Origin of the sequence: Caballeronia udeis, from assembly GCF_001544555.2 — a bacterium.
Lineage (GTDB): Bacteria > Pseudomonadota > Gammaproteobacteria > Burkholderiales > Burkholderiaceae > Caballeronia > Caballeronia udeis.
The window spans coordinates 168,418-189,168 of record NZ_FCOK02000005.1 but is presented as its reverse complement, the minus strand read 5'-3'; the positions used below and the strand labels follow the sequence as shown (position 1 = coordinate 189,168).

Genomic DNA, 20,751 nt, shown 5'->3' with positions numbered 1-20,751 from the left:
ACGTGTGAGCACTCGCCCTGCTGCTTTACGACGCGGTCCGCAATATCTCGTGCGCAGCGCGCATGTGACGCCTTTTCTGGTCGTCGAAGTATTGGACGGCTTCTTTCACCCCGTCAGGTTCACCGAGCTGAAACGAATACTCCCGAAGTAACGTCTCGCTCGTGACAAGGTCATTAAGCTTGCCGAGTTCGTTCTGCACGGAGGTCAGGCGCTCGATTGTGGATGGGTGGCTGTGGGCCAGAACCGGCGAAAAGAACTCCAGCAAATATCGAAGTTTTTTCCCCGAGATTCGCACTTCGTGCAGCGTGGCATACCCGGAGTGTTCGGGTTCCGTTGCTTGCCTGACTCGCTTCTGCAGCGCCTTCTCAGCCCGTGCAACGCGCTCTTCAGCAAACTCGGAAAGAACGGGAAGCGCGGATCGTGAATCCAGCTGGTGCGCGGCGCCTGCCACCGCGCGTTGCAGTATTTCCTCAACGCCCGCGCTACGAATTGTTCTTAGGCTGAGTGAAAGAGCGTTGGTCCGATGCTCTTCTACCGCAACGATAAGCCGCCGGTGCGATAGCTGTTTCTGCTGGTTTGCCATGAGAATGTCACGGAGCACGTCCCAGTCACGGGTTTTACCCGCGGCATCGGCAAGGTATTTGAACTCGCCCCGCTTGAGCTTGGCATCTTTCTGATCGAGTAGTGGTTCGTAAGCCCACCAAAGTGAACGCAGCCGACGCAGAGCGACCCGAAGCTTATGCAGAACTTCGGGCTCAGATCCGGCATGCAGTGCATGGGCGCGCCGTATGGCCTCTGCAGACGTCTGGGTGGCGAGAACCGCAAACGCAGTGGCCACGGATGTAGCGGGACTTATCGACCGAGGAGGCGCGTTGTCTTCCCGCGAGTCCAACTCATCCGGTGCCAAAGCGAGAATGTGGAAACTCATTAGGGACGCCCTCGGAAAATGCACGGTGTAGAAGAAGCACTCGGAACGAAGCCGGTTTTCAATCAACTTCCAATAGCGCACGTCTGGCTGTCCCACGCTAAGGACCCGCGCTGAATCCTACAACAGCGGCGGACGGTGTGCCAAGAAGGTCATACGTTCCATTTTTTGATTCGAGAAAGTTTTCATATCAGTAAGTGCTTACGGACGGCATGGGCCGCTGGCAGTGACAAAGAATTCTTATGCACAGCAATAGTGCGCGACCCGCATCTCGTCAAAGCGTCATCAAACGTTCAAGCCACTAAGCAACTATCTGACGACTGACAGACCCTGTCAGCAACGCGTCCGTTCCCCCAATCTTTACTCCACCGCAAGAATTGCTTCGTTGCTCAACGAGCAGTCGGGATCATGGCGCGGATGCCCCTCGGCACCAAGGAGATATGAATGTCCACAAAATGTATTGCTCTCTCGAACAACGACGTCATTCTTGTGGCATGGACATTCGACCACAAGCTGTCCGGGTGTGTTGGTTTCGACGTCCGGCGCATTAATGCATCAGACGCGAAGCTCGACATCAGCACCCCTCAGGGTGTTTCCCTGCCCGCCATGGCAGGTTTTCCGAGTGACCCCAATTCAGGGCACGCCGGGCAGACCACCGCACAAGGTCCAATCCAGAAATTCTTCTGGAAGGATCTGTATGTAAAGGATGCTCACAAGCAGGGTGCCTACGTTTATCAAATCATTCCGCTTCAAGGCACCTTCAGCAAAGATGCGCCGCCGCAGTTAGCTGCTCTCGCAGGTGCAACTGTCCTCTATTCGAACCCTGTCAGCCTGGCGGCCGAACATGGCCCTCAGGACGACCCCGAGGCCATCAAGTGCTATTTCAATCGGGGAATCCTTGCGACGCAGGCCGTCGCCCGGCAACTCCCCAAGAGCAAGTCCGATTTGCCGGATTCCGGTGCTCTGCTCAAACGTATTGCCGACGCGAGTGACCCGCTGCGCAAGTCACTGGCAGGCGACCTTGTGACGGTGCTTCCGTCGCTGCTCGCCGAGGCAAAGGCGCAGGGCGGAAGCTGTTACGGCGCGTTGTATGAGCTTGCCGACAAACAACTTGAAGCGTCTCTCGTCGGCAACAAACAATTGCACCTGATTCTGTCAAATACCTATGACAGCACGTCACACGACGATGACAAGGAAAACGCGCCGGCACGCGAAGCGCTGCATCACTCGGGCGTTGACGTGACGGACCGGATGCTTCCCGACGGCAGTCATATTGGCCATAACAAGTTCATGCTTTATGTCGACGCCAAGGGCACGCCGGCAAGCGTACTGACCGGATCGACCAACTGGACGCCCACCGGCCTTTGCGCACAGACCAACAACAGCATCGTGTTCCGTTCGCCGTCACTCGCGAGTGCTTATTCGACCTACTGGGATGCGCTCAAGAAAGACACGCTGGATGCAGGCACGGATCCTCATGCGTTGCAAAGCAAAGCATTCCGCACGGCAAACGCTTCGCCGGTTACCGTGCAGGTTCCGGGCGCGAGGAAAACGACGCTCTGGTTCTCGCCGAACACGCTCCAGAAGAACAAGGCGAAGGGCGTTACACCGCCCGACATGGCAGATGTTTATGCTCGAATAGAGGCCGCGAAATCGGCGGTGCTCTTCCTCGCATTCGACCCGGGTCAGCCCAGCATTATTGATGCCGCCGCTTCTGCGCAGGAGAAGAATCAGAAGCTCTTCATTCGGGGTGCACTCACCAATGCGGACCGGGCAGGTAACTTCGTCATCGACCTTCACAACAACAATTCGAAGCCAACGGACCCGGCTCAGGTGATTCCCACCCAAGGCGTGAACGACGCGTTTGGCGTCTGGGAGAAGGAACTTGCCAGAGCCGGCCATGCTGTCATCCACGACAAGATCGTGGTGATCGACCCATTCGACCCCGAGCATTGCACCGTGGTGGTCGGCAGCCACAATCTGGGAAACAAGGCGTCGTCCACCAACGATGAAAATCTCGTCATCATCGAAGGCAATGTAAGCCTGGCGTGTGCCTACGCTGTCCACGTGCTGGATGTGTACGACCACTATCGCTGGCGCTATCTGCTCGCTCAGCATGGGACCAAGGATAGTTGGCAGGGGTTGAATGAAGACGATTCGTGGCAGGCCAGCTATTTCTCGTCGACTGGCCACGCGAGCAACGCCGAACTGGCCTTCTGGCTGCAGGCTCCCGCGAGTGGCGCAGGGCAGCAGTCGAAGCCACACGCCCGTGTACACGCTTTGGAACACTAGGGTACTGAGTGGGCTGGGGCAGCGAAGGCAGGAACGCATTGACCGGGTCCCAGCCCGATTCCACCATGTCGGCCGGTCGCGACTAATTTGAGCTTGGGACCGAATGCAGGATTGAAGCAATTCCCTTCGACGACAGCGCGCGTTCAATCCCGAGGACTGCTCCTCCAATCGCGCCGGCATATTGATTGAGCGCCGTATTTTCGATAAGCAGGCTTCTTGTCGCGAGCGGCAATGCCCGCCTGTAGACAACTGCTCGAACCCCCGCAAGCAAGTCGTCGCTGATCCTCGCCATCCGGCCGCCGAGGACAATCGCGGCCGGGTTGTACATGTGGACCAGCATTGCGATGACTTCGCCTATTTCAGCAGCCGCGGCGCGAATAAGCCGGACGGCCTGACGGTCTCCCGAGCGAACCAGCCGCACCAGGTCATCCACATTTTGCGCGCCGGCGTCAGGCAATGCTTGCAGGTTTGCAAGGACAGCAGTAGTCGAAGCGACTGCCTCGACACACCCAATATTTCCGCACCGGCAAATGACGTCGTCACGTCCGGGGACCCTGATGTGCCCGATATCACCCGCCGAGCCATCGGCGCCTCGGTGCAACATGCCGTTCGACGTAATGATCCCGCATCCTATCCCGGTCGACACCTTGGCAAACAGCAATGGAGACTGATGGGCGGGCCGCGTGCGAGCCTCGCCCAACGCCATGAGGTTGACATCGTTGTCGACCAGCACCGGGCTCTTGAGGCGCGATTGCAGATACTCGGACACCTGGAAGCCGTCCCATCCCGGCATGATGGGCGGCCTCACGCAAACGCCGCGGCTGAAGTCCACGGGGCTCGGCAGGCCGACCACGACGCTGCGTACGGATTGGTCGAGAAGCCGGTGCTCCCGCAGCAACTGCTGGAACTGGTCGACGATCGAATCGAGGACGATCTCGGGTCCAAGCGCAACATCAATGCCGAAGACTCTTTCCGCCAGCCGCCTCTGAGCAAGATCCGAGATGACGAGCCGTCCATGGGTCGCACCCATGTCCGCCACCAGGATGAGCCCCGCGCGGGAATTGAGCACGAGCATCGTGCCCGGCCGCCCCCTGGCCGATGCACTTTGCGTTTGCTCTTTGACAAGGTTGCATTCGATCAGCGGCTGGATCAATTGCGACACGGTGGAACGGGCGAACCCTGTGTTACGCGCAAGGTCGGCGCGGCTGATTCCCTGAGACGAAGCGATCAGCCTTGCCAGTTTGCTTTGAATTTCAAACTCTTCGAGCCGGAAAGCCCGGTCGAAGGTGGCGAGGCGGGAGGGGGCGGGCTGATGGATTGGCGTGTTCATGGTAGGGCCTTGGACAATCGAGCTTACTTAATCCACGCGCAAGCCACAAGCGTGCTCGCCGGGGCGATAGGTAAAGTATTTATGTCGGAAATCGAATTAAATAATACAAAATATCGGGCGAGGCTTTGCCCCGCTAATGTCCAGTCAACCAAATGGAGTTTAAAAAAATGGCTGAGACACTAGGTGTGGCAATCGTCGGCGCAGGAATGATGGGCGCGGTTCATTCCAGGGCTAGCCGGCTCGCCGGCGCGACGTTGAAGGGCATAGCGGCATCGAGTCCGCAGAGCGCTAAAGCGGCTGCCGCTCATCTGGCTCACCTGGGTATGGAGCGCGCGTATTCGAATGCCGACGAAGCCATTGCCGACCCTGCGGTCGACGTCATTCATATCTGCACGCCCAATTCCACGCATTACCCGATCGCCATGTCGGCGCTTGCCGCGGGTAAGCATGTGGTGTGCGAAAAGCCCCTTGCAACCAGTCTCTCCGATGCCAGGGCGCTCGCGGCCGCAGCTCAAGCAGCGGGGCGCGTTGCCGCGGTCCCGTTCGTTTACCGGTATCACCCGATGGTCAGGGAGGCGCGCTCGCTGGTGCAGGACGGCACCGTTGGGGCGCTTCAACTCATTCACGGAAGCTATCTGCAGGACTGGCTGCTCGGACGGGACGACACGAACTGGCGTGTGGACGCCGCACTGGGCGGCCCGTCGCGAGCATTCGCGGACATCGGGTCGCATTGGTGCGACCTGATCGAATGGATCAGCGGCGAACGATTCGAGACGGTCGTCGCGACACTCCAGACAATCATGCACGACCGTCCCACTGGCACGGTCGGGACGTTTTCGTCTCCTGCCCCGGGCGCGTCGCTGGAAAGGCAGGCGGTGACGACCGAGGATGTGGCCGGCGCGTTGTTCCGGACCACCACCGGCGTGCTGACAACGCTCACCGTGAGCCAGGTGTCGGCGGGCCGCAAGAACCGGTTGTGGTTCGAACTCGACGGCGCTCGCGCCAGCCTCGTATTTGATCAGGAAGAGCCGGAACGCCTGTGGCTCGGAGACCGGGATTCGACCCGGCTGCTGGTGCGCGACCCATCGCGCGGCAGTGCCGAACAACGACGTCTTGCGACGCTGCCGGCAGGCCATGCCCAGGGTTATGCGCAATGCTTCGAAGCATTTGTCGCCGACACCTATGCGGTGATTCGCGGCGAAGCGCGTGAAGGCTTGCCGACTTTCGAAGACGGGTATCGCTCGGCCCAGATCATTGATGCAGTGCTTCGTTCGTCGAAAGCGCGCGCGTGGGAGCAAATCTAGTCGCGGTCCACGTTGCATATCCATTAGAAAACCCGCCTTTGGCGGAACAACAGGAGACGAAAAATGAAGGTTCAAAAGTTGCTCAAGTCGACAACCGGCATCGCAGCGCTGGCCCTGACGCTGACGGCGTGGACACCCGCGCAGGCCGCCGATATCGCGATCGTGCTGAAGACGCTGGCCAATCCGTACTGGGTCGCCATGCGCGACGGCATCCAGAAAGAAGCCAAGGCGAAGGGGGTGACCGTCGACATCCTCGCGGGCAACAGTGAAGATGACATCCAGGGTCAGCAGCGTCTGGTGGAAGACGTGCTCAACAAGAACTACAAGGCTATCGGCGTCGCGCCCATCTCGCCGGTGAGCCTGATCCAGGCTGTTGCGGCGGCCACGAAGAAAGGCATTTATGTGGTCAATATCGACGAGAAGATTGACCAGGGCCAGTTGAAGGCAGCGGGCGGTTCGGTAATCGCTTTCATCTCGAGCGATAACGTGGCGCTGGGCAACAAGGCAGGCGATTACATCGCGCAGAAGCTCGGCAGCGCAGGCGGCAGCGTGGCGATTATCGAGGGCAAAGCCGGTAACGTCTCGGGCGACGCCCGTCGCGACGGCGCGAAGCAGGCCTTTGCAAAGGTGCCGTCCATCAAGCTCGTAGCAAGTCAGCCGGGCGACTGGGATCGTTCGAAAGCACTGGACGTGACCACCAACATCCTGCAACGTAACCCTGACCTGAAGGCCATTTACGCGGCGAACGACACCATGGCGCTCGGCGCCGCACAGGCGGTCAAGAATGCCGACAAACTCGGCAAGGTGATCGTGGTGGGCACGGACGGGGTTCCCGAAGCGCTTGACTCGGTCAAGCGCGGCGAGCTGACAGCGACCATCGCGCAGGACTCCGCAGCAATGGGCGCCAAGTCCGTGGACCTCCTGCTCGACGCGCTGAAGAACAAGCCCGCGATCAACCCGGCCGTGGCGCCGGTCTTCATACCGGTCGAATCCCATCTGATCACGAAGTAAGCCCGCGTGCCTGACGTATTCAGCGAGGACCAGATGAACGATGTACTGGTAGCCGTGCGTGGCATCACGAAGATCTTCCCGGGCACGACCGCGCTCAGCGATGTGAGTTTTGACGTACGTGCAGGCGAGGTGCACGTGTTGCTCGGCGAGAACGGCGCTGGTAAATCGACGTTGATGAAAATCCTCAGCGGCATTTATGAGCCGACGTCAGGCGCTATTGCGGCGGGCGGGAATGAATACTCGAAGTTGTCGCCCGCGTTGTCGGCCCAGCTTGGCATCTGCCTGATTTATCAGGAACTGAGTGTGATCGACTATTTGAGCATTGAGGAAAACCTGTTTGTTGGGCGCATTCCCACCGTCAGGCGTTTCGGTATTCCCGTGGTCGATCGCAAGCGCATGCACAACAAGGCGCGTGAAGTGCTTGCCCGGGTCGGTCTCGCACGTGATCCCCGCACACTGGTTGGCGACCTGGGCATCTCGGAGAAGCAGCAAGTCGAGATTGCCAAGGCGCTGGCCAGCGAGGCGCGTCTCATCATCATGGACGAGCCGACTTCGTCGCTGACCGATACCGAAGTCGCCAAGCTCTTCGCGGTGATTGGCGACCTCAAGCGCGATGGTGTGGGCGTGGCCTATATTTCCCACAAGCTCAAGGAGATTCCGATAATAGGCGATCGCGTCACGGTCCTGAAGGATGGTAAATACGTCGGCACTTACGACGCTAAAACGACCTCGACAGACCGCCTCGTCGCGCTGATGGTCGGCCGGGAAATCGTTCACGGCCGACCGGGCGGTGTGGATGCAAAAAACGCCGAAGTAGTGTTCTCCGTCGATCATCTTTCCTCACGCGATGGATGGGTGCGCGACGTCTCGTTCAACGTGCATCGTGGGGAAATTTTCGGCTTCGCCGGCTTGATGGGATCAGGACGCAGCGAGCTGATGGAAACCATCTTCGGCGTTCGTCGAAAGTCGGCTGGCCTGATGACGCTCAACGGGTGCGAGATTACGATTGACTCGCCTTATCAGGCGGTCAAGCAAGGGCTTGCATTCGTGACCGAGGACCGGCGTGCGACGGGATTTTTTCATAACCTGAATATTGAAGAGAACATCTTTGTCGTTCCCGCCTTGCGCAGCACGCGACGAGCACTCTCGCTCGGACTGATCGACCGTGCGCAGCAGCGCGAATTCGGCTTGAGCTACAAGGAGCGGCTTCGAATCCGATGCGCATCTTCAACGCAGAACATCACCGAACTATCGGGCGGAAACCAACAGAAGGCGATCATCGCCAAGTGGCTCGCGGCAAAGAGTGATCTCTTCATCTTCGATGAACCCACGCGCGGCATTGATATTGGTGCAAAGGCCGAGATCTATTCGATCATGCGTGCGCTGGCCAATGAAGGAAAGGCCATCCTCATGGTGTCGTCGGAGCTGCCGGAACTCATCGCGGTGTGCGATCGCATCGCGGTATACAAGGACGGCACGGTAGCGACAACGCTTGCCAATGCCGACGCCACGGAAGAATCGATCATGCAAGTCGCCACCTCATGAGCGACAACGAAGGAGGCAAGATGAACCAGTCCAACACGTCCGGCGCGCCGCTCGCGGCACCCCCTCGCCGGGATTTCGCCACAATATGGCAGACGTACGGCACATTCGGCATTCTCGTGGTGCTGCTTATCTTGTGCAGCATCGCTTCGCCGCAGTATTTCCTGACACGGGACAACCTGGTCCAGGTCCTCTTGCAGAGCTCGGTCATGGTCCTGCTTGCGTGCGGCGTGTTCTTCACCATCCTGATTGCAGGCATTGACCTGTCCATCGGGTCGGTGCTCGCGCTCTCCGGCATGGTGATGGCAAAGCTGATGATGGCCGGCTTGCCCGTGTGGCTCGCGGTGCTCATTGGCGGCGTAGGGGTCGGGGCATTGCTCGGCGCGGTCAACGGCGCGCTTGTCAACCTCACGCAATTGCATCCGTTCATCATCACGCTGGGCACGGCCGCGATTTACCGCGGCGTCACGCTCATCGTGTCGGACTCAAGGTCTGTATTCGGCTTTGACCGCTCCTTTACCGATGTCGTCGCCGGGCGTGTTTTCGGCGTGCCGGTGCCGATCATCATTGCGGTCGTGGTGGCCGGATTCCTGATGTTCCTGACCAAGTTCACGAAGCTCGGCCGTAACATCTACGCACTCGGCGGCAACGCGCAGGCCGCGTTCTATTCGGGCATCAGCGTGAAGTTGCACACCATGGTCGTTTTCATCATTGCGGGAACCTGCGCGGGCATTGCCGGGATTGTCACAACCGCGCGCACCGCCGCTGCGGAACCGAACGCCGGAGTGGGTTTCGAGACCTTCGCGATTGCTTCGGCGATTATCGGCGGGACAAGCTTTTTTGGCGGGCGGGGACAGGTCGCGGGCGTCGTCATAGGCGGGTTGATCATTGGCGTAATCAACAACATCCTGAACATCATGAATGTGGAGACCTACTACCAGCAGATCGTGATGGGCGCACTCATTATTGCGGCGGTCACGGCCGACAAGCTGTTCACACGCAAGTCCCGGTAAATCAATCTGCAAGCGCCGCGTGTCTTCGCTGACTGCGGCGCCGCTTCCGATATTCGTCCCCCGGAGTACCCATGACTCAAGCCGTAGAAAAAATCCGTCTGTTCGTCGCGCCTGCCCCACGTACCGTTGCGGACATTTTCAGTCCCGCCGATCTCAAGCGTCTCCATGCGCTTGGCGATGTGTTCATTCATGAAGATGGTCCCGTGACCGATGAGATCTTCGAGCAACACGCCGTTCATGCCCACATCATTGTTGGTCAGTTTGACATGCCGGCCGAGCGTCTGACGCGTGCGGCCAATCTGCGAGCGATCGTCAATGTGGAAGGGAATTTTCTTCCGAACGTGGACTACGCCCAGTGCTTCAGGCAAGGCGTTCGTGTGCTGAACGTGAGCCCGGTGTTTGCGGAACCCGTGGCCGAAGCGGCACTGGGCATGGCGATCGATCTCGCTCGCGGGATCAGTCATGCGGACAGGCGTTTTCGCAGCGGCACCGAGCAATATGGGCTCGATGCAAACAAGGATGCGTTCTCGCTGTATGACGTGCCCGTAGGGTTCATCGGGATGGGCGACCTCGGGCGTGCGATCCTGCCGCTCCTGGCGCCGTTTCGCGGCGTGGTGAGGGCGTTCGATCCCTGGCTGCCTCCGGCGTATATCGAGTCGCTTGGATGCGAGGCTGCATCGCTCGATACGGTATTGCGCGAGTCACAGGTCGTGTTCGTGGTGGCAGGCGTCACTTCTCAAAACCAGGGTTTTCTTACGCGCGACGAGTTTGCATCGATGCGAAAGGGGGCCGCTTTCATCCTGGTGAGCCGCGCGGGTGTGGTGGATTTCGATGCAATGCTCGACGCGGCTTCGGCGGGTCATATCCGGGTCGCGACTGACGTCTTTCCCGAAGAGCCGCTTGCTCCCGGGCATCGGGCGCGCTCGGTCGACAACGTGTTGCTCTCGCCGCACCAGGCTGGCGCACTTGACGCCGTGTTGAGGGACATTGGCCGCCGTGCTTTGGCCGATATCGAATTGATTGCGCGCGGGTTGCCGCCGGTGATGTGCAAGATCGCGCAGCCGGAAACAGTTGGCCTGATGCGCAGCAAGCCGGTGGACAAGAGCTGACCGATGCTGAGTCACATATCGCATTTCGCTGGAATCGCCGATAAGCATCGCGAGCTTAAATGGACTGAGTATCGCGGATGGACGGCGCTGTCCATGCGTCAGGGCGAGCTCGAGCTGACCGTTGTTCCTGTCATTGGCGGCCGGTTGATGAGCATCCGGCATGAGGGCGTTGAGCTGGCGTATATCAACGATGCCCTGGCCGGACGCGTGCCGGACTGGAGCGGCGCTCAATGGCGAACCCTTTGCGCGGAATGGGATTTTCCGCTATGGGGTGGCGGCAAGACCTGGGTAGCGCCTGAGGCCGACTGGCCCGGCGGCGCGCCTCAGCGCGATCTGGATAGCGGGCCCTACGAAGTCGTGAGTACATGGTTCGAATCCAGGTCCATGGGCATCGAGTTGCTGAGCGCAGTTTGCAGGCAGAGCGGCTTGCAGATCCGGCGTCGCATTGTCCTCTCGGCGCGCGATGGTGCATGGACAACGTCACACGAACTTCGTAACCGGGGCGAACGGGAGCGGCAATGCGCGATCTGGGATGTCCTGATGTTGCGCCGGCCGGGGAAGGTCGAGGTTGCTATCGGGAGCGAACAAGACTGGCGTGTATCGGTAACGCCATTTCCAGCAAAAGGCCCTTTGGGCGACATACGTGAATCAGCATTTGTGAGGGGATCGACCGGTCTTGTCACTACGCTATGCGTTGAGGCGGTCGAGTTCAAGCTGGGCGTAAAGAATTCGCCGGGTGTCATCCATGTCGAATTCGATTTGCCGGAAGGCAAGCGCAGGTTGCGCAGGCGCTTTCCTGTTTTCGCGGAGGCGAGGTATGCTCACGGGACGCCGCTTGAAGTGTTCAACGCGCCCAAGCTGCCATACTTTGAGATCGAGTCGCACGGACCCCTGGTCGTCCTGCAGCCGGGTGAATCGACAACGCTCAGTGTGGAAGAGGCCGTGCCCGGCGACGCTGCTCAACTTCCCTGAATGTTTGCCAGATTACTCACACGGTCCGCCGCTGCTCATGTTGCTTACTCAAGTCGAATTTCGCGCATCGTGTTTTCTGTTCGATATGGACGGAACCTTGCTCAACTCACATGCGCCCGTGATCCGGGCGTATACCGACTGGGCGCGTCGGCGGGGGCTTGACCCCGAGATGGTCTTGCGCGAATGTCAGGGCCGGCGCGTGATAGACACGGTTCGCGCATTGGCGCCGCCCGGAACGGATATTGAAGCCGATACAGCGGCGTTAAAGCAGATCGAACTCGACGACGTGGAGGGCATTGTCGAAATCCCGGGCGCTCGGGATTTACTGGCGTCCATCCCCGAAGATCGTTGGGCTGTGGTCACGTCTGCGGAACGCCCTCTTGCGCTAAGACGGCTCAAGGCCGCGGGACTACCGGTCCCCAAGGTCCTGTTCTCCTCCGATGAAATCGTACGCGGGAAACCTGCGCCGGATGGCTTCATTACAGCCGCGGGAGCATTAGGCGCAGCTCCCGGGCAAGCTATTGTGTTCGAGGATTCGGCCGCCGGGATTGCATCGGGACTGGCGGCAGGGTCCCTGGTGATTGCCATCACTTCAACTTTATCCGTGGCGCAGATCGACGCCCTGGGTCCACGCGGCTATCTTCACGATCTTCGCGGCCTGCATGTCTCGCATGACAACGGGGAGATGCGTCTTCGGGTGGCCTGAGTGGTGCAGCAGATTGACTGAAGCTAAAACCTGCCTTCGACAATTTCGCAATTGGACGGCATGTCCACGCATCGAGCGGCATCATCCATGCTGATTTCGTTCAGGATGACTCGCACGGCCTGAAGCGTCCAGCCGTGTGTGACAACCAGCACGGTCCGGGGGCTGCTCAGCTTCAGGTCAGCGATCAGCGCTTGAATACGCAAGAGCATGCCCGTGAAGGGTTCGCCGTCCGGCGTGGAGGTAGTCGCCGGTGCGTGGGCAATGAATCGCTGAAATTCATCGCCTGACTTACCTTCGAATTCGGCGCCGACCCGGTTCTCATTCGCTAGCCGATTAACGACTTGCGGTACCTGCAGTACCTCGTTGGCTAACCACGCTGTCTGGCGCGCGCGCAGGAATTCCGAGGTGACGATAAGCTCGATTTTCTCGTCCTTCAGGCGCTCGCCCAAGGCTCTCGCCTGTGCTTCGCCCTTCTCGGTCAGATAGAACCCCGTACGAGGATTACTGTTGCAAACCCCGCGGACGTTGCACGGATATTCACCGTGGCGCGCGAAGATGATGCGTTTGGATGCGGTGCTGGGTTCGGACAACCAGTTTGTTTCGGACATGTGGCGAGAAGGGACAAGGAGCGTGGGCGGATTGTACCAATCCGAATGCCGCTTAAGCTTGGCCGCCCTCGCAAAGCGGGACCGGACGAACGCACGATCCTTCGCGGAACTCCGCTGCTGACAAGCGCGGCGGACTAGCCTGAGCCGGCCGCCGGCACTCGACGATTTCATCCACGTCCATGCCGCGCGGACACCTCTTGCAAGTCCAGGTCATGCTCGAGGACATGCAGCATCTCGTCGTGAATGGCGCCGGAGCGATGCATGCGGAGCAACTCCTTGCGCCCGGCGGCAACGGCCGCCAGGATGACATCGAAATGAGTGACACGTTGCTCTTGCGGAAAATCTGCAAGGTCCGCATACGCTTCGGTAAGCGTTGCGCGGTAGGTGTACTGCTCGAGCAACCGGGGATGAATCACCTTTCCCTCGCTGTCGCGTACAAGTGGTTCGATAGCGGCGAGTTGCGCTGCCTCCAGTTTCGCCCACGCTTGCGGCTCGGTCAGATGCTGGGTGGCTAAATCCGAACTGCGATCAGGGTTGATCCATTCGATGAGAATGCCAATGGTGGTGCCTTGCAGCAGCACGGTCACCAGGATGACCGCAAACGATGCGACAAGGATCAGGTCCCGGCCGGGCAAGGTCTCCGGAAGCGACAGCGCCACCGCGAGCGTGACCACGCCGCGCATGCCCGCCCAGCTCGTTATGGTTGCGGTTCGCCAGTCAAGCGTGGTGTCCTCATGACCGTTCACGCGGCGCCATGACATGTTGAAAAATTCGGTGGCGAAGACCCACACGAAGCGCGAGAGCACCACCGCGCCGAGCACGGCGGCGACGGCTGGCGCGAGCGTCATCAGGGCGTCGCCGGCGCCACCGGACCGGGCAATGACACCTCGAAGAGACAGCCCGATCAGGATGAATACGAGCGCTTCGAGAAGGAAGACAATGACCTGCCAGAAAGCCGTGCCGCGCATGCGAACGGTAGCGCTCAAGACTTCGTGTTGGTACCAGCCCAATGTCAGGCCGGCCGTTACGGTCGCAATGACCCCGGAGACGCCGAGCATTTCGCCGGCAATGTAGCTTATCCATGGCGTTAATACGCTGATGGTGATGATGAGGTAGTCGCCATCAAGGCAGCGGACGATCTGCACGATCAAATAACCTACCACGCCACCGACCACCACGCCGCCCAGGCCGAGGAAAGCGAAGCTCGCTGCAGCATGTCCCATGCTGAATGTTCCAGTAAGCGCCGCTGCAACGGCGAAGCGAACCAGGACGAGGCCGGCGGCATCGTTGAGCAGGCTTTCCCCCTCGAGGAGAACCATCAGCTTGCGCGGCAGTGCGAGGCGTTCGAGCACGGCCTTGGCCGCAACAGCGTCAGGCGGTGACACAATAGCGCCGAGCGCGAAGCAGACAGCCCATGGCAGGCCCGGGACAACCAGATGGGCGACTACCCCGACCGCAAGGGTTGTGAATGCAACGGCACCAATGGCAAGCAGCAGGATGCCGCCGATATTGCGCTTGAGTTCTTCCCACACGGAGAAATAGGCGCCGTCCATGAGGAGCGGTGGCAGGAACACGACAATCACCAGGTCCGGGTCAAGGTGAACCGGCGGAAGGCCCGGCACGAATGCCATGGCAATGCCGCCAATCAGCAGCGCGGCAGCGGGGGGCAGCTTAAGACGCTTGGCTAGCAACTGCAAGCCGACCATCACGATTAGCGAGAGCAGGACGAGCTTGAAGGCGGAGACGGAGGACATGGATTTTCCTGCGGAGCGTCGGTCAAGCGAAGCTTACCCGATGGCGAGCGGTATTTCGTCTGAATTCAGATGCGCGACGGTTACCGGGCAAGGCGCTAGAGCGAGCGCTTAGCGGCAGGAACTATCTTCCTTTAGACTTTCCCATTCATGACATCGACCGCCTTAAGGTAATTCAATGAACATTGAACGATATAGATGCTTTGGCGCAACCGCGCAGAATGGAAACAATGCTCTGGTTGTCTTTGGTCCCGAACTCTCAGGCTGGTCGCTTGAGGACCGGCAGCAATTCACCATCGAGCAACATGCTCACGCGTGTGTTTTTGTAGACGCTGGTGGTCCGGAAAGCGGCCAGCTCTCGCTGGATTTTTATTACCCGCATGCACGGAGCCCCTTGTGTCTGCATGCGTCACTCGCCGCTGCCGACCATATCTGGAAGACAGGGCAGTACGGTGGTGCATTGTTGCTGACGTCGAGCATGAAGCAGCAAGCGCTGGCGTTCGACAGAGTAGACAACAATATTTTTGTGTCGGTCGACATACAGCAGGCAGATTTCCCCGATGTGTCCATTTCCGACTTGGCAAAATTATTGCGCTGCGATGCGGACGTGCTCGTGTCGTCGCCCAAGGTGGCGTCCGTAGGTAGCCCCAAGCTCCTTGCGGAAGTGGTGAGCGAAGAGGTCCTGTACTCCCTGCACCCCGATCTTGATGGGATCACGGAATGGGGGCGAACGCATGGCGTCAATGGTTGCTTCGCCTATACGCGGATGGGCGCGAGCCTGTATGCAGGCCGTAATTTCAATCATCTCGACCCGGCGCTGGAAGACGCTGCTACCGGCGTCGCCGCTGGCGCACTCAGTGTCAGGCTGGATGCGGATATAACGCTCTATCAGGGGCGAAATCTGGATAACCCTTGCGTTATTCACGCTGCTCGCACCGCTGACAAAATACGGGTAGGCGGCTGCGTTGCAACGAGCAGGTGAGTCAGCTTGGGCCTGGCCTGACGCCGCCAGCTTAGGCGGAACCGTATCTGCCCAAATGGATTCATTCCAGTCGGGTCATCGATTAACGTCCTAAACTGGAAGGAGCATTCAACCAAGCGAGACAGCCGTGACGCCCACACCCAAGCTAGCTTTTGCTACCGTGACGGGGACCGTTGTCTATCTCGGACTTGCTGTCCTTGGCTGGGGTGGCTTTGCCGCTTTCTTCTCACACCCTGCACTAAGCGTCGTGGCTATGGTCACGGTGTTGTTGTCGGTCTGGGCACTCTTCAGTAGCGGCAACGTTAGCCCGGGCGTGAGAGAGGATCGCGGTAACCGCTGGGTTATCCTAGCCTTCGCGATCATCGGATTGTTGTCAGCGTATCTGCCGGCCTACACGGACCGCAAGGGATTCTGGACACTCGACGGCGGTACTCTCCGATGGTTCGGCGTGGCCTTGTTCATCGCCGGCGGCGCGCTGCGGATATGGCCAGTTTTTGTACTCGGCCACCGGTTCAGCGGGCTGGTTGCCATCCAGCCCGGTCATACGCTGGTCACTACCGGCACATATAGCGTTATCCGGCATCCCAGTTATCTGGGCCTGCTCGTCAATTCGCTGGGGTGGGCACTCGCCTTTCGTTCCGGAGTTGGCGTATTGCTCACGGTACTCACTATCCTGCCGCTCGTCGCGCGCATCCGTTCGGAAGAAGCGCTGCTGCATGCGCAGTTCGGAGCCGAATACAATGCTTATCGTGCCCGTACATCGCGGTTGATTCCGGGGCTTTACTAAGAAGCGCTAACACAATGAAGGTTGACGTTGCCGCCAACCAATGATGCAGGTGGCGATCTTCATGAACGCTTCGTGAATGAGGGGGAGGCGTTCGAAGCGAACGCGCAGGACTCTGTCGACAAGAACTTCAGTGCACTCAACTTGCCCTGGAAACCACCTCTCGGAAATGCCTTCAGTTGGGCCCGGTCGCGCTCGTTGTAAGCCGACCCGTGAGGGCAGTGCTTACTGGTTGGAAGTTCTGCGATTCTGACGCTTGCCCCTTTTGCGTTACAGTGCGCCACAACCCTTTCGTTCAAGAGGCAATGGTGACGATCAACACGAATCGCAATGAAGCCGTCCTCTCGGACACAGCGTCTCCCAAGCTTAGACGCGCCGCACCCCGAATTATCACGCAGCTACTTGAGCATGCAGGGGTTCAGGTAAATGGCCCAGCGCCCTGGGACATTCAGATCCTCGATAAAGCATTCTTCCGGAAGATGTTCTCGACGTGGGAGCTGGGAATTGGCGAGTCTTATATGGATGGCGACTGGGAGTGCGAACAACTGGATGGGTTTTTTCATCGGATAGCGAGTACTGACCTTGAACAAACCGTGGTCGGCCCCGCAAAGATCAGATTCATTGTTGAAATGATGCGTCAAAAGCTGCTAAATGCGCAAAGCAAGAGTCGCGCATTTCAGGTGGGTGAGCGCCATTATGACATTGGCAATGACATCTTTGAAAGCATGCTGGACTCGCACATGATGTATTCGTGCGGCTATTGGGAACAAGCTCAGACGCTCGAAGAAGCCCAACTGCACAAGCTTCAGCTGATATGCCGAAAACTGCAGCTCAAGCCCGGCGAACGTCTGCTGGATATTGGTTGCGGTTGGGGCGGCCTGGCCCGATATGCTGCAACGGAATACGGCGTGGAGGTCGTGGGCATTACCGTTTCCAGGGAACAGCAGAAGCTGGCGCAAGAACGATGCGCCGGCTTACCCGTGACGATCGAGCTCACCGATTATCGAGATCTTACCGGGCAATTCGACAAGATCGTTTCAGTCGGAATGTTCGAGCATGTCGGGCCTAAAAACTACGATATTTACTTCAATATTGTGAGGGATCTGTTGCGCCCGGATGGCTTGTTCTTATTGCACACGATTGGTAACTTCGTGACGGAAAAGAAGACGGATGCCTGGATCGATAAATATATCTTTCCGAATGGCCATTTACCCTCGGCCAAACAAATAGCGACTTCTCTGGAAGGGCGCTTTCTTATTGAAGACTGGCATAATTTTGGCCGGGACTACGACAAGACGTTAATGGCCTGGTCTGCCAAATTCGACGAAGCATGGCCGCGACTAAAGGCTCAGTATGACGAACGATTTTATCGGATGTGGAAATACTTCCTCTTGTCGTCCGCCGGCTTTTTCCGATCAGGCCAAGGCCAGTTGTGGCAGTTGGTGCTGAGCAAGCGCGGACGGAGTGGCGCGTATCGGTCCGTCCGGTCCTGATTTTTTCGGGCTATGCTGAAATCCGGCCGGGGGCGCAACTCAGAGCGCGCGCGGGTGCAGGAGCGGCTCAAAGCCGCCGAAAAACGGGCGCTGCTGGAAATCGACCGGGAGCGACAAGCGGCCGCGCGCTTGCAGAAGGAACTGGACGCCGCCGCGCGCAAACGGGAGCAGAGCGACGCCCGGTATCGCACCGAGCTCCGGGCGGTCCACGTGCAACTTGGCGATCTGCGCCAGCAGGTAGGTGTCCTGGATGGCAATCTCGCGTCGGCTCAAGTAGCGCACGCGCGGGACGCCGACGAACTGGCACGCACACGCGAGCAACTGTTAATGGCGCGGGCAAGCGCGGCCACGCGGCGGCAGGCGCCACCGACGAAACCCGTGGCCAAGCGCAAGGTGCCGCGGACGCCCAGATCCTGATTCACCGCGCTACTTTCCGAGGTCCGCTTGGCCGACGAGATGTTACGCTTGAAAAGTCGTTGCGTCGGCGATAAAACATGCGGTGCCAATCTCGAAGTCTCAGTTCGTGATCGATAGCAACGGTTGTCTCTGGGGAATCGGTGAGGATCGGGCGATAGGCGTGGTTGGTACGATCTGTGTCCTGGATAAGAACGGAAAGCGAGTCTGCCGTGCAGGCACCTGGGAAAACACTGCTTGTAACCAAAAAAAGGAATACTATGAAAGTAAGGTTGGTTGCCTTGGCTGGGGTTGTTGCGTTGTCGCTGCTGGTTGTATTTATGTGTTTGCACGTTGTTCCCGCCGGGCACCGAGGAGTCGTTAAGATGTTCGGTGATGTTAGCGATGAGCCGTTACCTGAAGGGCTTCATTTTCTAAATCCACTTGCTCGTGTAGTCGACTTTAATGTTCGCTTCCAAAGCGCTACCGCACAGAAAGCGGAAGGCGGAACCGCTGATCTTCAAGAGGTGTTCGAAGACATCACGGTGAATTACGAGTATGACCCTTTGCATGCCCCTTACGTGTACAACAACTTCGGTGACGATTCAGACATAGAGGCCAAGTTCATCGTTCCGGCGCTGTATGAGTCATTCAAAGCAGTTACATCCAAATACACGGCCGAGCAGTTGGTCACCCAGCGAAGCGCCGTCTCGGCGGCGATCGTCCTAACGCTACAGGCGAAGCTCGCAAAATATAAGATCATCGTATCGGATATCAACGTACAGAATTTCCATTTCGATCCGCAGTTCGCTGAAGCAGTGCGAGCTAAGGTAGTCGCGGGCCAGAATCGATTGACCGCTGAGCAGTCGTTGGAGACTGCGAAGATCGCTACAGAACAAAGAGTGGTCGAGGCAGAGGGGAACGCTAAAGCGATCGCCATCCAAGCGTCGGCTGTCGAAAATCAAGGCGGCCAGAAATATATAGCCCTTGAGGCGATCAAAAAGTGGAACGGACAGCTGCCAACCTACATGGGTAGCAACGCCCCATTGCCTTTCATAAGCGTGACCGACGGCAAGTAACTCCTTCTATCGGAAAAGCATCCGGCGCCCGAGCGCCCTGTACGGCCGGTAGCCGAATGTCGGGATAAAGCGATGAACCTCCTCCAGCTTTTCGGCGCCGGTTGTTTCGGAGCAGTTATCGGATGGACACTGCGCTTTCACTCCACTGTGTGCACAACGGGATCAAAATGAACCAGTTACCGACACTCATGCCTACTAGCGCCGCCGACGAAACCTATGGCGGGGTCACCTATCACATTGGAGGCGAGCTCGTGCCGGTGCTATCGGTCGACGTGTCGCGTCAGTCGGTCTTCTTCGAGCACCACATCTTGCTCTGGAAGAATTCCAACGTGAAGATTGGCTTGCGCCCGATGAAAGGCGCATTGAAGCGCATGATGGCGGGCATGCAGATCTTCGTCACCGAGGCGAGCGGCAATGGCACGATCGCTTTCAGCCGGGATGGAGCCGGGCACATCGTTCCAATTCACCTCGGAAGAGGCGAGGAACTGGATGTACGCGAACATCAGTTCCTGGCGGCGACTGCGAATGTTGAATATACCTTCGAACGCGTGCGCGGCGTCAGCAACATGCTTTTCGGCAAAAGTGGTTTTTTCATCGATAAGTTCCGGAGCGATTCGAGTGAGGGTGTGCTCTGGCTACACGGCTACGGGAACGTGTTCGAGAAGGAACTCGCGGCTGGTGAGACCATCGATATCGAACCGGGTGGCTGGTTGTACAAGACACCAGGCGTCAAGATGGAGACAGTGGTTGACAAGCTCACGAGCGGTTTCTTCGGAGCCGGCATGAATTTCATCGTGAACAGATTCACAGGACCGGGACGTGTTGGCATTCAATCGATGTACGTCAACTACGAGACTGCCGACAATTGACCCTCGGGTTTTCACCGGAGCGAGCGGACCATCTCTAGCCATCGGAATAGCCCTTGCAAGGCCGCGGCGATACCTTCGGAGCGGCCTACGATTGGTCCCTGCGTAGGGATACCGCCCCTCGCAGCCAGAATCGTGCTCCAGACCGGATCCGCCGTTCGCCCACGTTGAATGGGCCGGACTTGGCAGTGCCGTTTGCCCGCGAAACACACGATGACCTCTGGGTGTTGCACCAGGGACTCCAGTTGCTCAAAGCACTGGGCGCACCGCTCCACTTCGCCTAGGGGAACGCATATGACGCCGGTTTCGGGCAATGTGAGGCTCAAGGCCCGAACCCAACCCGTTCGCTCCGACCAAGGGGCACCCCGCGCTATCCGCGAATAATTTTCCACCGAATTAATACGCATACCGAACCACGTCGCCAACTCACCAAGAAACGAACTCGCGAGGATGCGTCAGGCCGTAACCGACGAAAAACGACCGGCGACCACGCAGCCAATTCACCAAAAACTGAAGCGGTGGATACGCGTCAGGCGGACAAGGCAGCTAACCGATCAAAAAAATAGAACTGCCAATACGCGTGGGGCCGTG

Annotated in this window: 18 protein-coding genes and 1 pseudogene; 14 read left to right on the top strand and 5 right to left on the bottom strand. The window is 58.7% G+C overall.

Annotation, left to right across the window (positions count from 1 at the left end):
• Nucleotides 1-25: 25 nt before the first annotated feature.
• Nucleotides 26-1,009: a CHAD domain-containing protein gene (locus tag AWB69_RS06240; RefSeq protein ID WP_156528755.1), complete on the bottom strand. Its 984-nt coding sequence runs from the start codon at nt 1,007-1,009 to the stop codon at nt 26-28.
• Nucleotides 1,010-1,369: 360 nt separating this feature from the next.
• Between AWB69_RS06240 and AWB69_RS06235 the strand changes: the two genes are divergently transcribed.
• Nucleotides 1,370-3,217 carry a phospholipase D-like domain-containing protein gene (locus tag AWB69_RS06235; protein WP_062083290.1) on the top strand — a complete coding sequence of 616 codons (1,848 nt, stop codon included), beginning with the start codon at nt 1,370-1,372 and terminating at the stop codon, nt 3,215-3,217.
• A gap of 82 nt (nt 3,218-3,299) precedes the next feature.
• Here AWB69_RS06235 and AWB69_RS06230 read toward each other — a convergent pair whose 3' ends face one another.
• Nucleotides 3,300-4,547, bottom strand: a complete 1,248-nt coding sequence (locus tag AWB69_RS06230) for an ROK family transcriptional regulator (RefSeq protein WP_062083287.1) — start codon at nt 4,545-4,547, stop codon at nt 3,300-3,302.
• 167 nt (nt 4,548-4,714) lie between these two features.
• Between AWB69_RS06230 and AWB69_RS06225 the strand changes: the two genes are divergently transcribed.
• The 7 genes from AWB69_RS06225 (at nt 4,715) to AWB69_RS06195 (ending at nt 12,204) form a co-directional block, all read left to right on the top strand.
• A complete protein-coding gene (locus tag AWB69_RS06225) occupies nt 4,715-5,851 on the top strand; it encodes a Gfo/Idh/MocA family protein (RefSeq protein ID WP_062083285.1) in 1,137 nt (378 codons plus the stop codon).
• A gap of 63 nt (nt 5,852-5,914) precedes the next feature.
• A complete protein-coding gene (gene alsB, locus AWB69_RS06220) occupies nt 5,915-6,862 on the top strand; it encodes a D-allose transporter substrate-binding protein (protein WP_062083283.1) in 948 nt (315 codons plus the stop codon).
• A 33-nt stretch (nt 6,863-6,895) separates the two neighbouring features.
• Complete coding sequence (locus tag AWB69_RS06215) at nt 6,896-8,407, top strand: sugar ABC transporter ATP-binding protein (protein ID WP_062083281.1); 1,512 nt, start codon at nt 6,896-6,898, stop codon at nt 8,405-8,407.
• Between the two features lie 20 nt (nt 8,408-8,427).
• Nucleotides 8,428-9,417 carry a D-allose ABC transporter permease gene (gene alsC / locus AWB69_RS06210; RefSeq protein ID WP_062083381.1) on the top strand — a complete coding sequence of 330 codons (990 nt, stop codon included), beginning with the start codon at nt 8,428-8,430 and terminating at the stop codon, nt 9,415-9,417.
• A 71-nt stretch (nt 9,418-9,488) separates the two neighbouring features.
• Nucleotides 9,489-10,526, top strand: coding sequence for a hydroxyacid dehydrogenase (locus tag AWB69_RS06205; RefSeq protein ID WP_062083279.1), 1,038 nt, complete (start codon nt 9,489-9,491; stop codon nt 10,524-10,526).
• Between the two features lie 3 nt (nt 10,527-10,529).
• The gene (locus AWB69_RS48590; protein ID WP_062083277.1) at nt 10,530-11,498 is read left to right on the top strand and encodes a hypothetical protein; all 969 of its coding nucleotides are present in this window, start codon (nt 10,530-10,532) and stop codon (nt 11,496-11,498) included.
• A gap of 37 nt (nt 11,499-11,535) precedes the next feature.
• Nucleotides 11,536-12,204 (top strand): HAD-IA family hydrolase, encoded by a 669-nt coding sequence (locus tag AWB69_RS06195; protein ID WP_062083274.1) that lies wholly within the window; start codon nt 11,536-11,538, stop codon nt 12,202-12,204.
• A 23-nt stretch (nt 12,205-12,227) separates the two neighbouring features.
• On the opposite strand, the gene AWB69_RS06190 is transcribed toward AWB69_RS06195, so the two are convergent.
• Together AWB69_RS06190 and AWB69_RS06185 are read right to left on the bottom strand one after the other, a co-directional pair.
• Nucleotides 12,228-12,794, bottom strand: coding sequence for a histidine phosphatase family protein (locus AWB69_RS06190; RefSeq protein WP_197500177.1), 567 nt, complete (start codon nt 12,792-12,794; stop codon nt 12,228-12,230).
• Between the two features lie 185 nt (nt 12,795-12,979).
• Nucleotides 12,980-14,566 (bottom strand): Na+/H+ antiporter, encoded by a 1,587-nt coding sequence (locus AWB69_RS06185; protein ID WP_062083269.1) that lies wholly within the window; start codon nt 14,564-14,566, stop codon nt 12,980-12,982.
• 175 nt (nt 14,567-14,741) lie between these two features.
• Here AWB69_RS06185 and AWB69_RS06180 point away from each other — a divergent pair, with 175 nt between their 5' ends.
• Nucleotides 14,742-15,545, top strand: coding sequence for a PhzF family phenazine biosynthesis protein (locus AWB69_RS06180; protein ID WP_062083267.1), 804 nt, complete (start codon nt 14,742-14,744; stop codon nt 15,543-15,545).
• Between the two features lie 127 nt (nt 15,546-15,672).
• Complete coding sequence (locus tag AWB69_RS06175) at nt 15,673-16,332, top strand: methyltransferase family protein (RefSeq protein ID WP_062083264.1); 660 nt, start codon at nt 15,673-15,675, stop codon at nt 16,330-16,332.
• A gap of 6 nt (nt 16,333-16,338) precedes the next feature.
• Here the strand turns inward: AWB69_RS06175 and AWB69_RS50715 are convergent.
• Nucleotides 16,339-16,446 (bottom strand): annotated as a pseudogene (locus tag AWB69_RS50715) (IS5/IS1182 family transposase); the annotation flags it as partial.
• 188 nt (nt 16,447-16,634) lie between these two features.
• On the opposite strand from AWB69_RS50715, the gene cfa reads away from it, so the two are divergent.
• The 4 genes from cfa to AWB69_RS06155 all read left to right on the top strand — a co-directional run bounded on the left by cfa (nt 16,635) and on the right by AWB69_RS06155 (nt 20,163).
• On the top strand, nt 16,635-17,822 hold the full coding sequence (gene cfa, locus AWB69_RS06170; protein ID WP_062083263.1) for a cyclopropane fatty acyl phospholipid synthase: 1,188 nt from the start codon (nt 16,635-16,637) through the stop codon (nt 17,820-17,822).
• Between the two features lie 12 nt (nt 17,823-17,834).
• A complete protein-coding gene (locus tag AWB69_RS06165) occupies nt 17,835-18,239 on the top strand; it encodes a hypothetical protein (RefSeq protein ID WP_062083261.1) in 405 nt (134 codons plus the stop codon).
• Nucleotides 18,240-18,496: 257 nt separating this feature from the next.
• Complete coding sequence (locus AWB69_RS06160) at nt 18,497-19,294, top strand: prohibitin family protein (protein ID WP_062083259.1); 798 nt, start codon at nt 18,497-18,499, stop codon at nt 19,292-19,294.
• 167 nt (nt 19,295-19,461) lie between these two features.
• Nucleotides 19,462-20,163, top strand: coding sequence for an AIM24 family protein (locus AWB69_RS06155; protein ID WP_062083378.1), 702 nt, complete (start codon nt 19,462-19,464; stop codon nt 20,161-20,163).
• The last annotated feature ends 588 nt before the right edge of the window (nt 20,164-20,751 follow it).

Coding starts and splice junctions, on each gene's coding strand:
- AWB69_RS06180 (WP_062083267.1), top strand. CDS start 14,742: ATGAACATTGAACGATATAGATGCTTTGGCGCAACCGCGCAGAATGGA.
- AWB69_RS06205 (WP_062083279.1), top strand. CDS start 9,489: ATGACTCAAGCCGTAGAAAAAATCCGTCTGTTCGTCGCGCCTGCCCCA.
- AWB69_RS06215 (WP_062083281.1), top strand. CDS start 6,896: ATGAACGATGTACTGGTAGCCGTGCGTGGCATCACGAAGATCTTCCCG.
- AWB69_RS06160 (WP_062083259.1), top strand. CDS start 18,497: ATGAAAGTAAGGTTGGTTGCCTTGGCTGGGGTTGTTGCGTTGTCGCTG.
- AWB69_RS06235 (WP_062083290.1), top strand. CDS start 1,370: ATGTCCACAAAATGTATTGCTCTCTCGAACAACGACGTCATTCTTGTG.
- AWB69_RS06185 (WP_062083269.1), bottom strand. CDS start 14,566: ATGTCCTCCGTCTCCGCCTTCAAGCTCGTCCTGCTCTCGCTAATCGTG.
- AWB69_RS48590 (WP_062083277.1), top strand. CDS start 10,530: ATGCTGAGTCACATATCGCATTTCGCTGGAATCGCCGATAAGCATCGC.
- cfa (WP_062083263.1), top strand. CDS start 16,635: ATGGTGACGATCAACACGAATCGCAATGAAGCCGTCCTCTCGGACACA.
- AWB69_RS06225 (WP_062083285.1), top strand. CDS start 4,715: ATGGCTGAGACACTAGGTGTGGCAATCGTCGGCGCAGGAATGATGGGC.
- AWB69_RS06195 (WP_062083274.1), top strand. CDS start 11,536: ATGTTGCTTACTCAAGTCGAATTTCGCGCATCGTGTTTTCTGTTCGAT.
- AWB69_RS06165 (WP_062083261.1), top strand. CDS start 17,835: ATGCTGAAATCCGGCCGGGGGCGCAACTCAGAGCGCGCGCGGGTGCAG.
- alsB (WP_062083283.1), top strand. CDS start 5,915: ATGAAGGTTCAAAAGTTGCTCAAGTCGACAACCGGCATCGCAGCGCTG.
- AWB69_RS06230 (WP_062083287.1), bottom strand. CDS start 4,547: ATGAACACGCCAATCCATCAGCCCGCCCCCTCCCGCCTCGCCACCTTC.
- AWB69_RS06155 (WP_062083378.1), top strand. CDS start 19,462: ATGAACCAGTTACCGACACTCATGCCTACTAGCGCCGCCGACGAAACC.
- alsC (WP_062083381.1), top strand. CDS start 8,428: ATGAACCAGTCCAACACGTCCGGCGCGCCGCTCGCGGCACCCCCTCGC.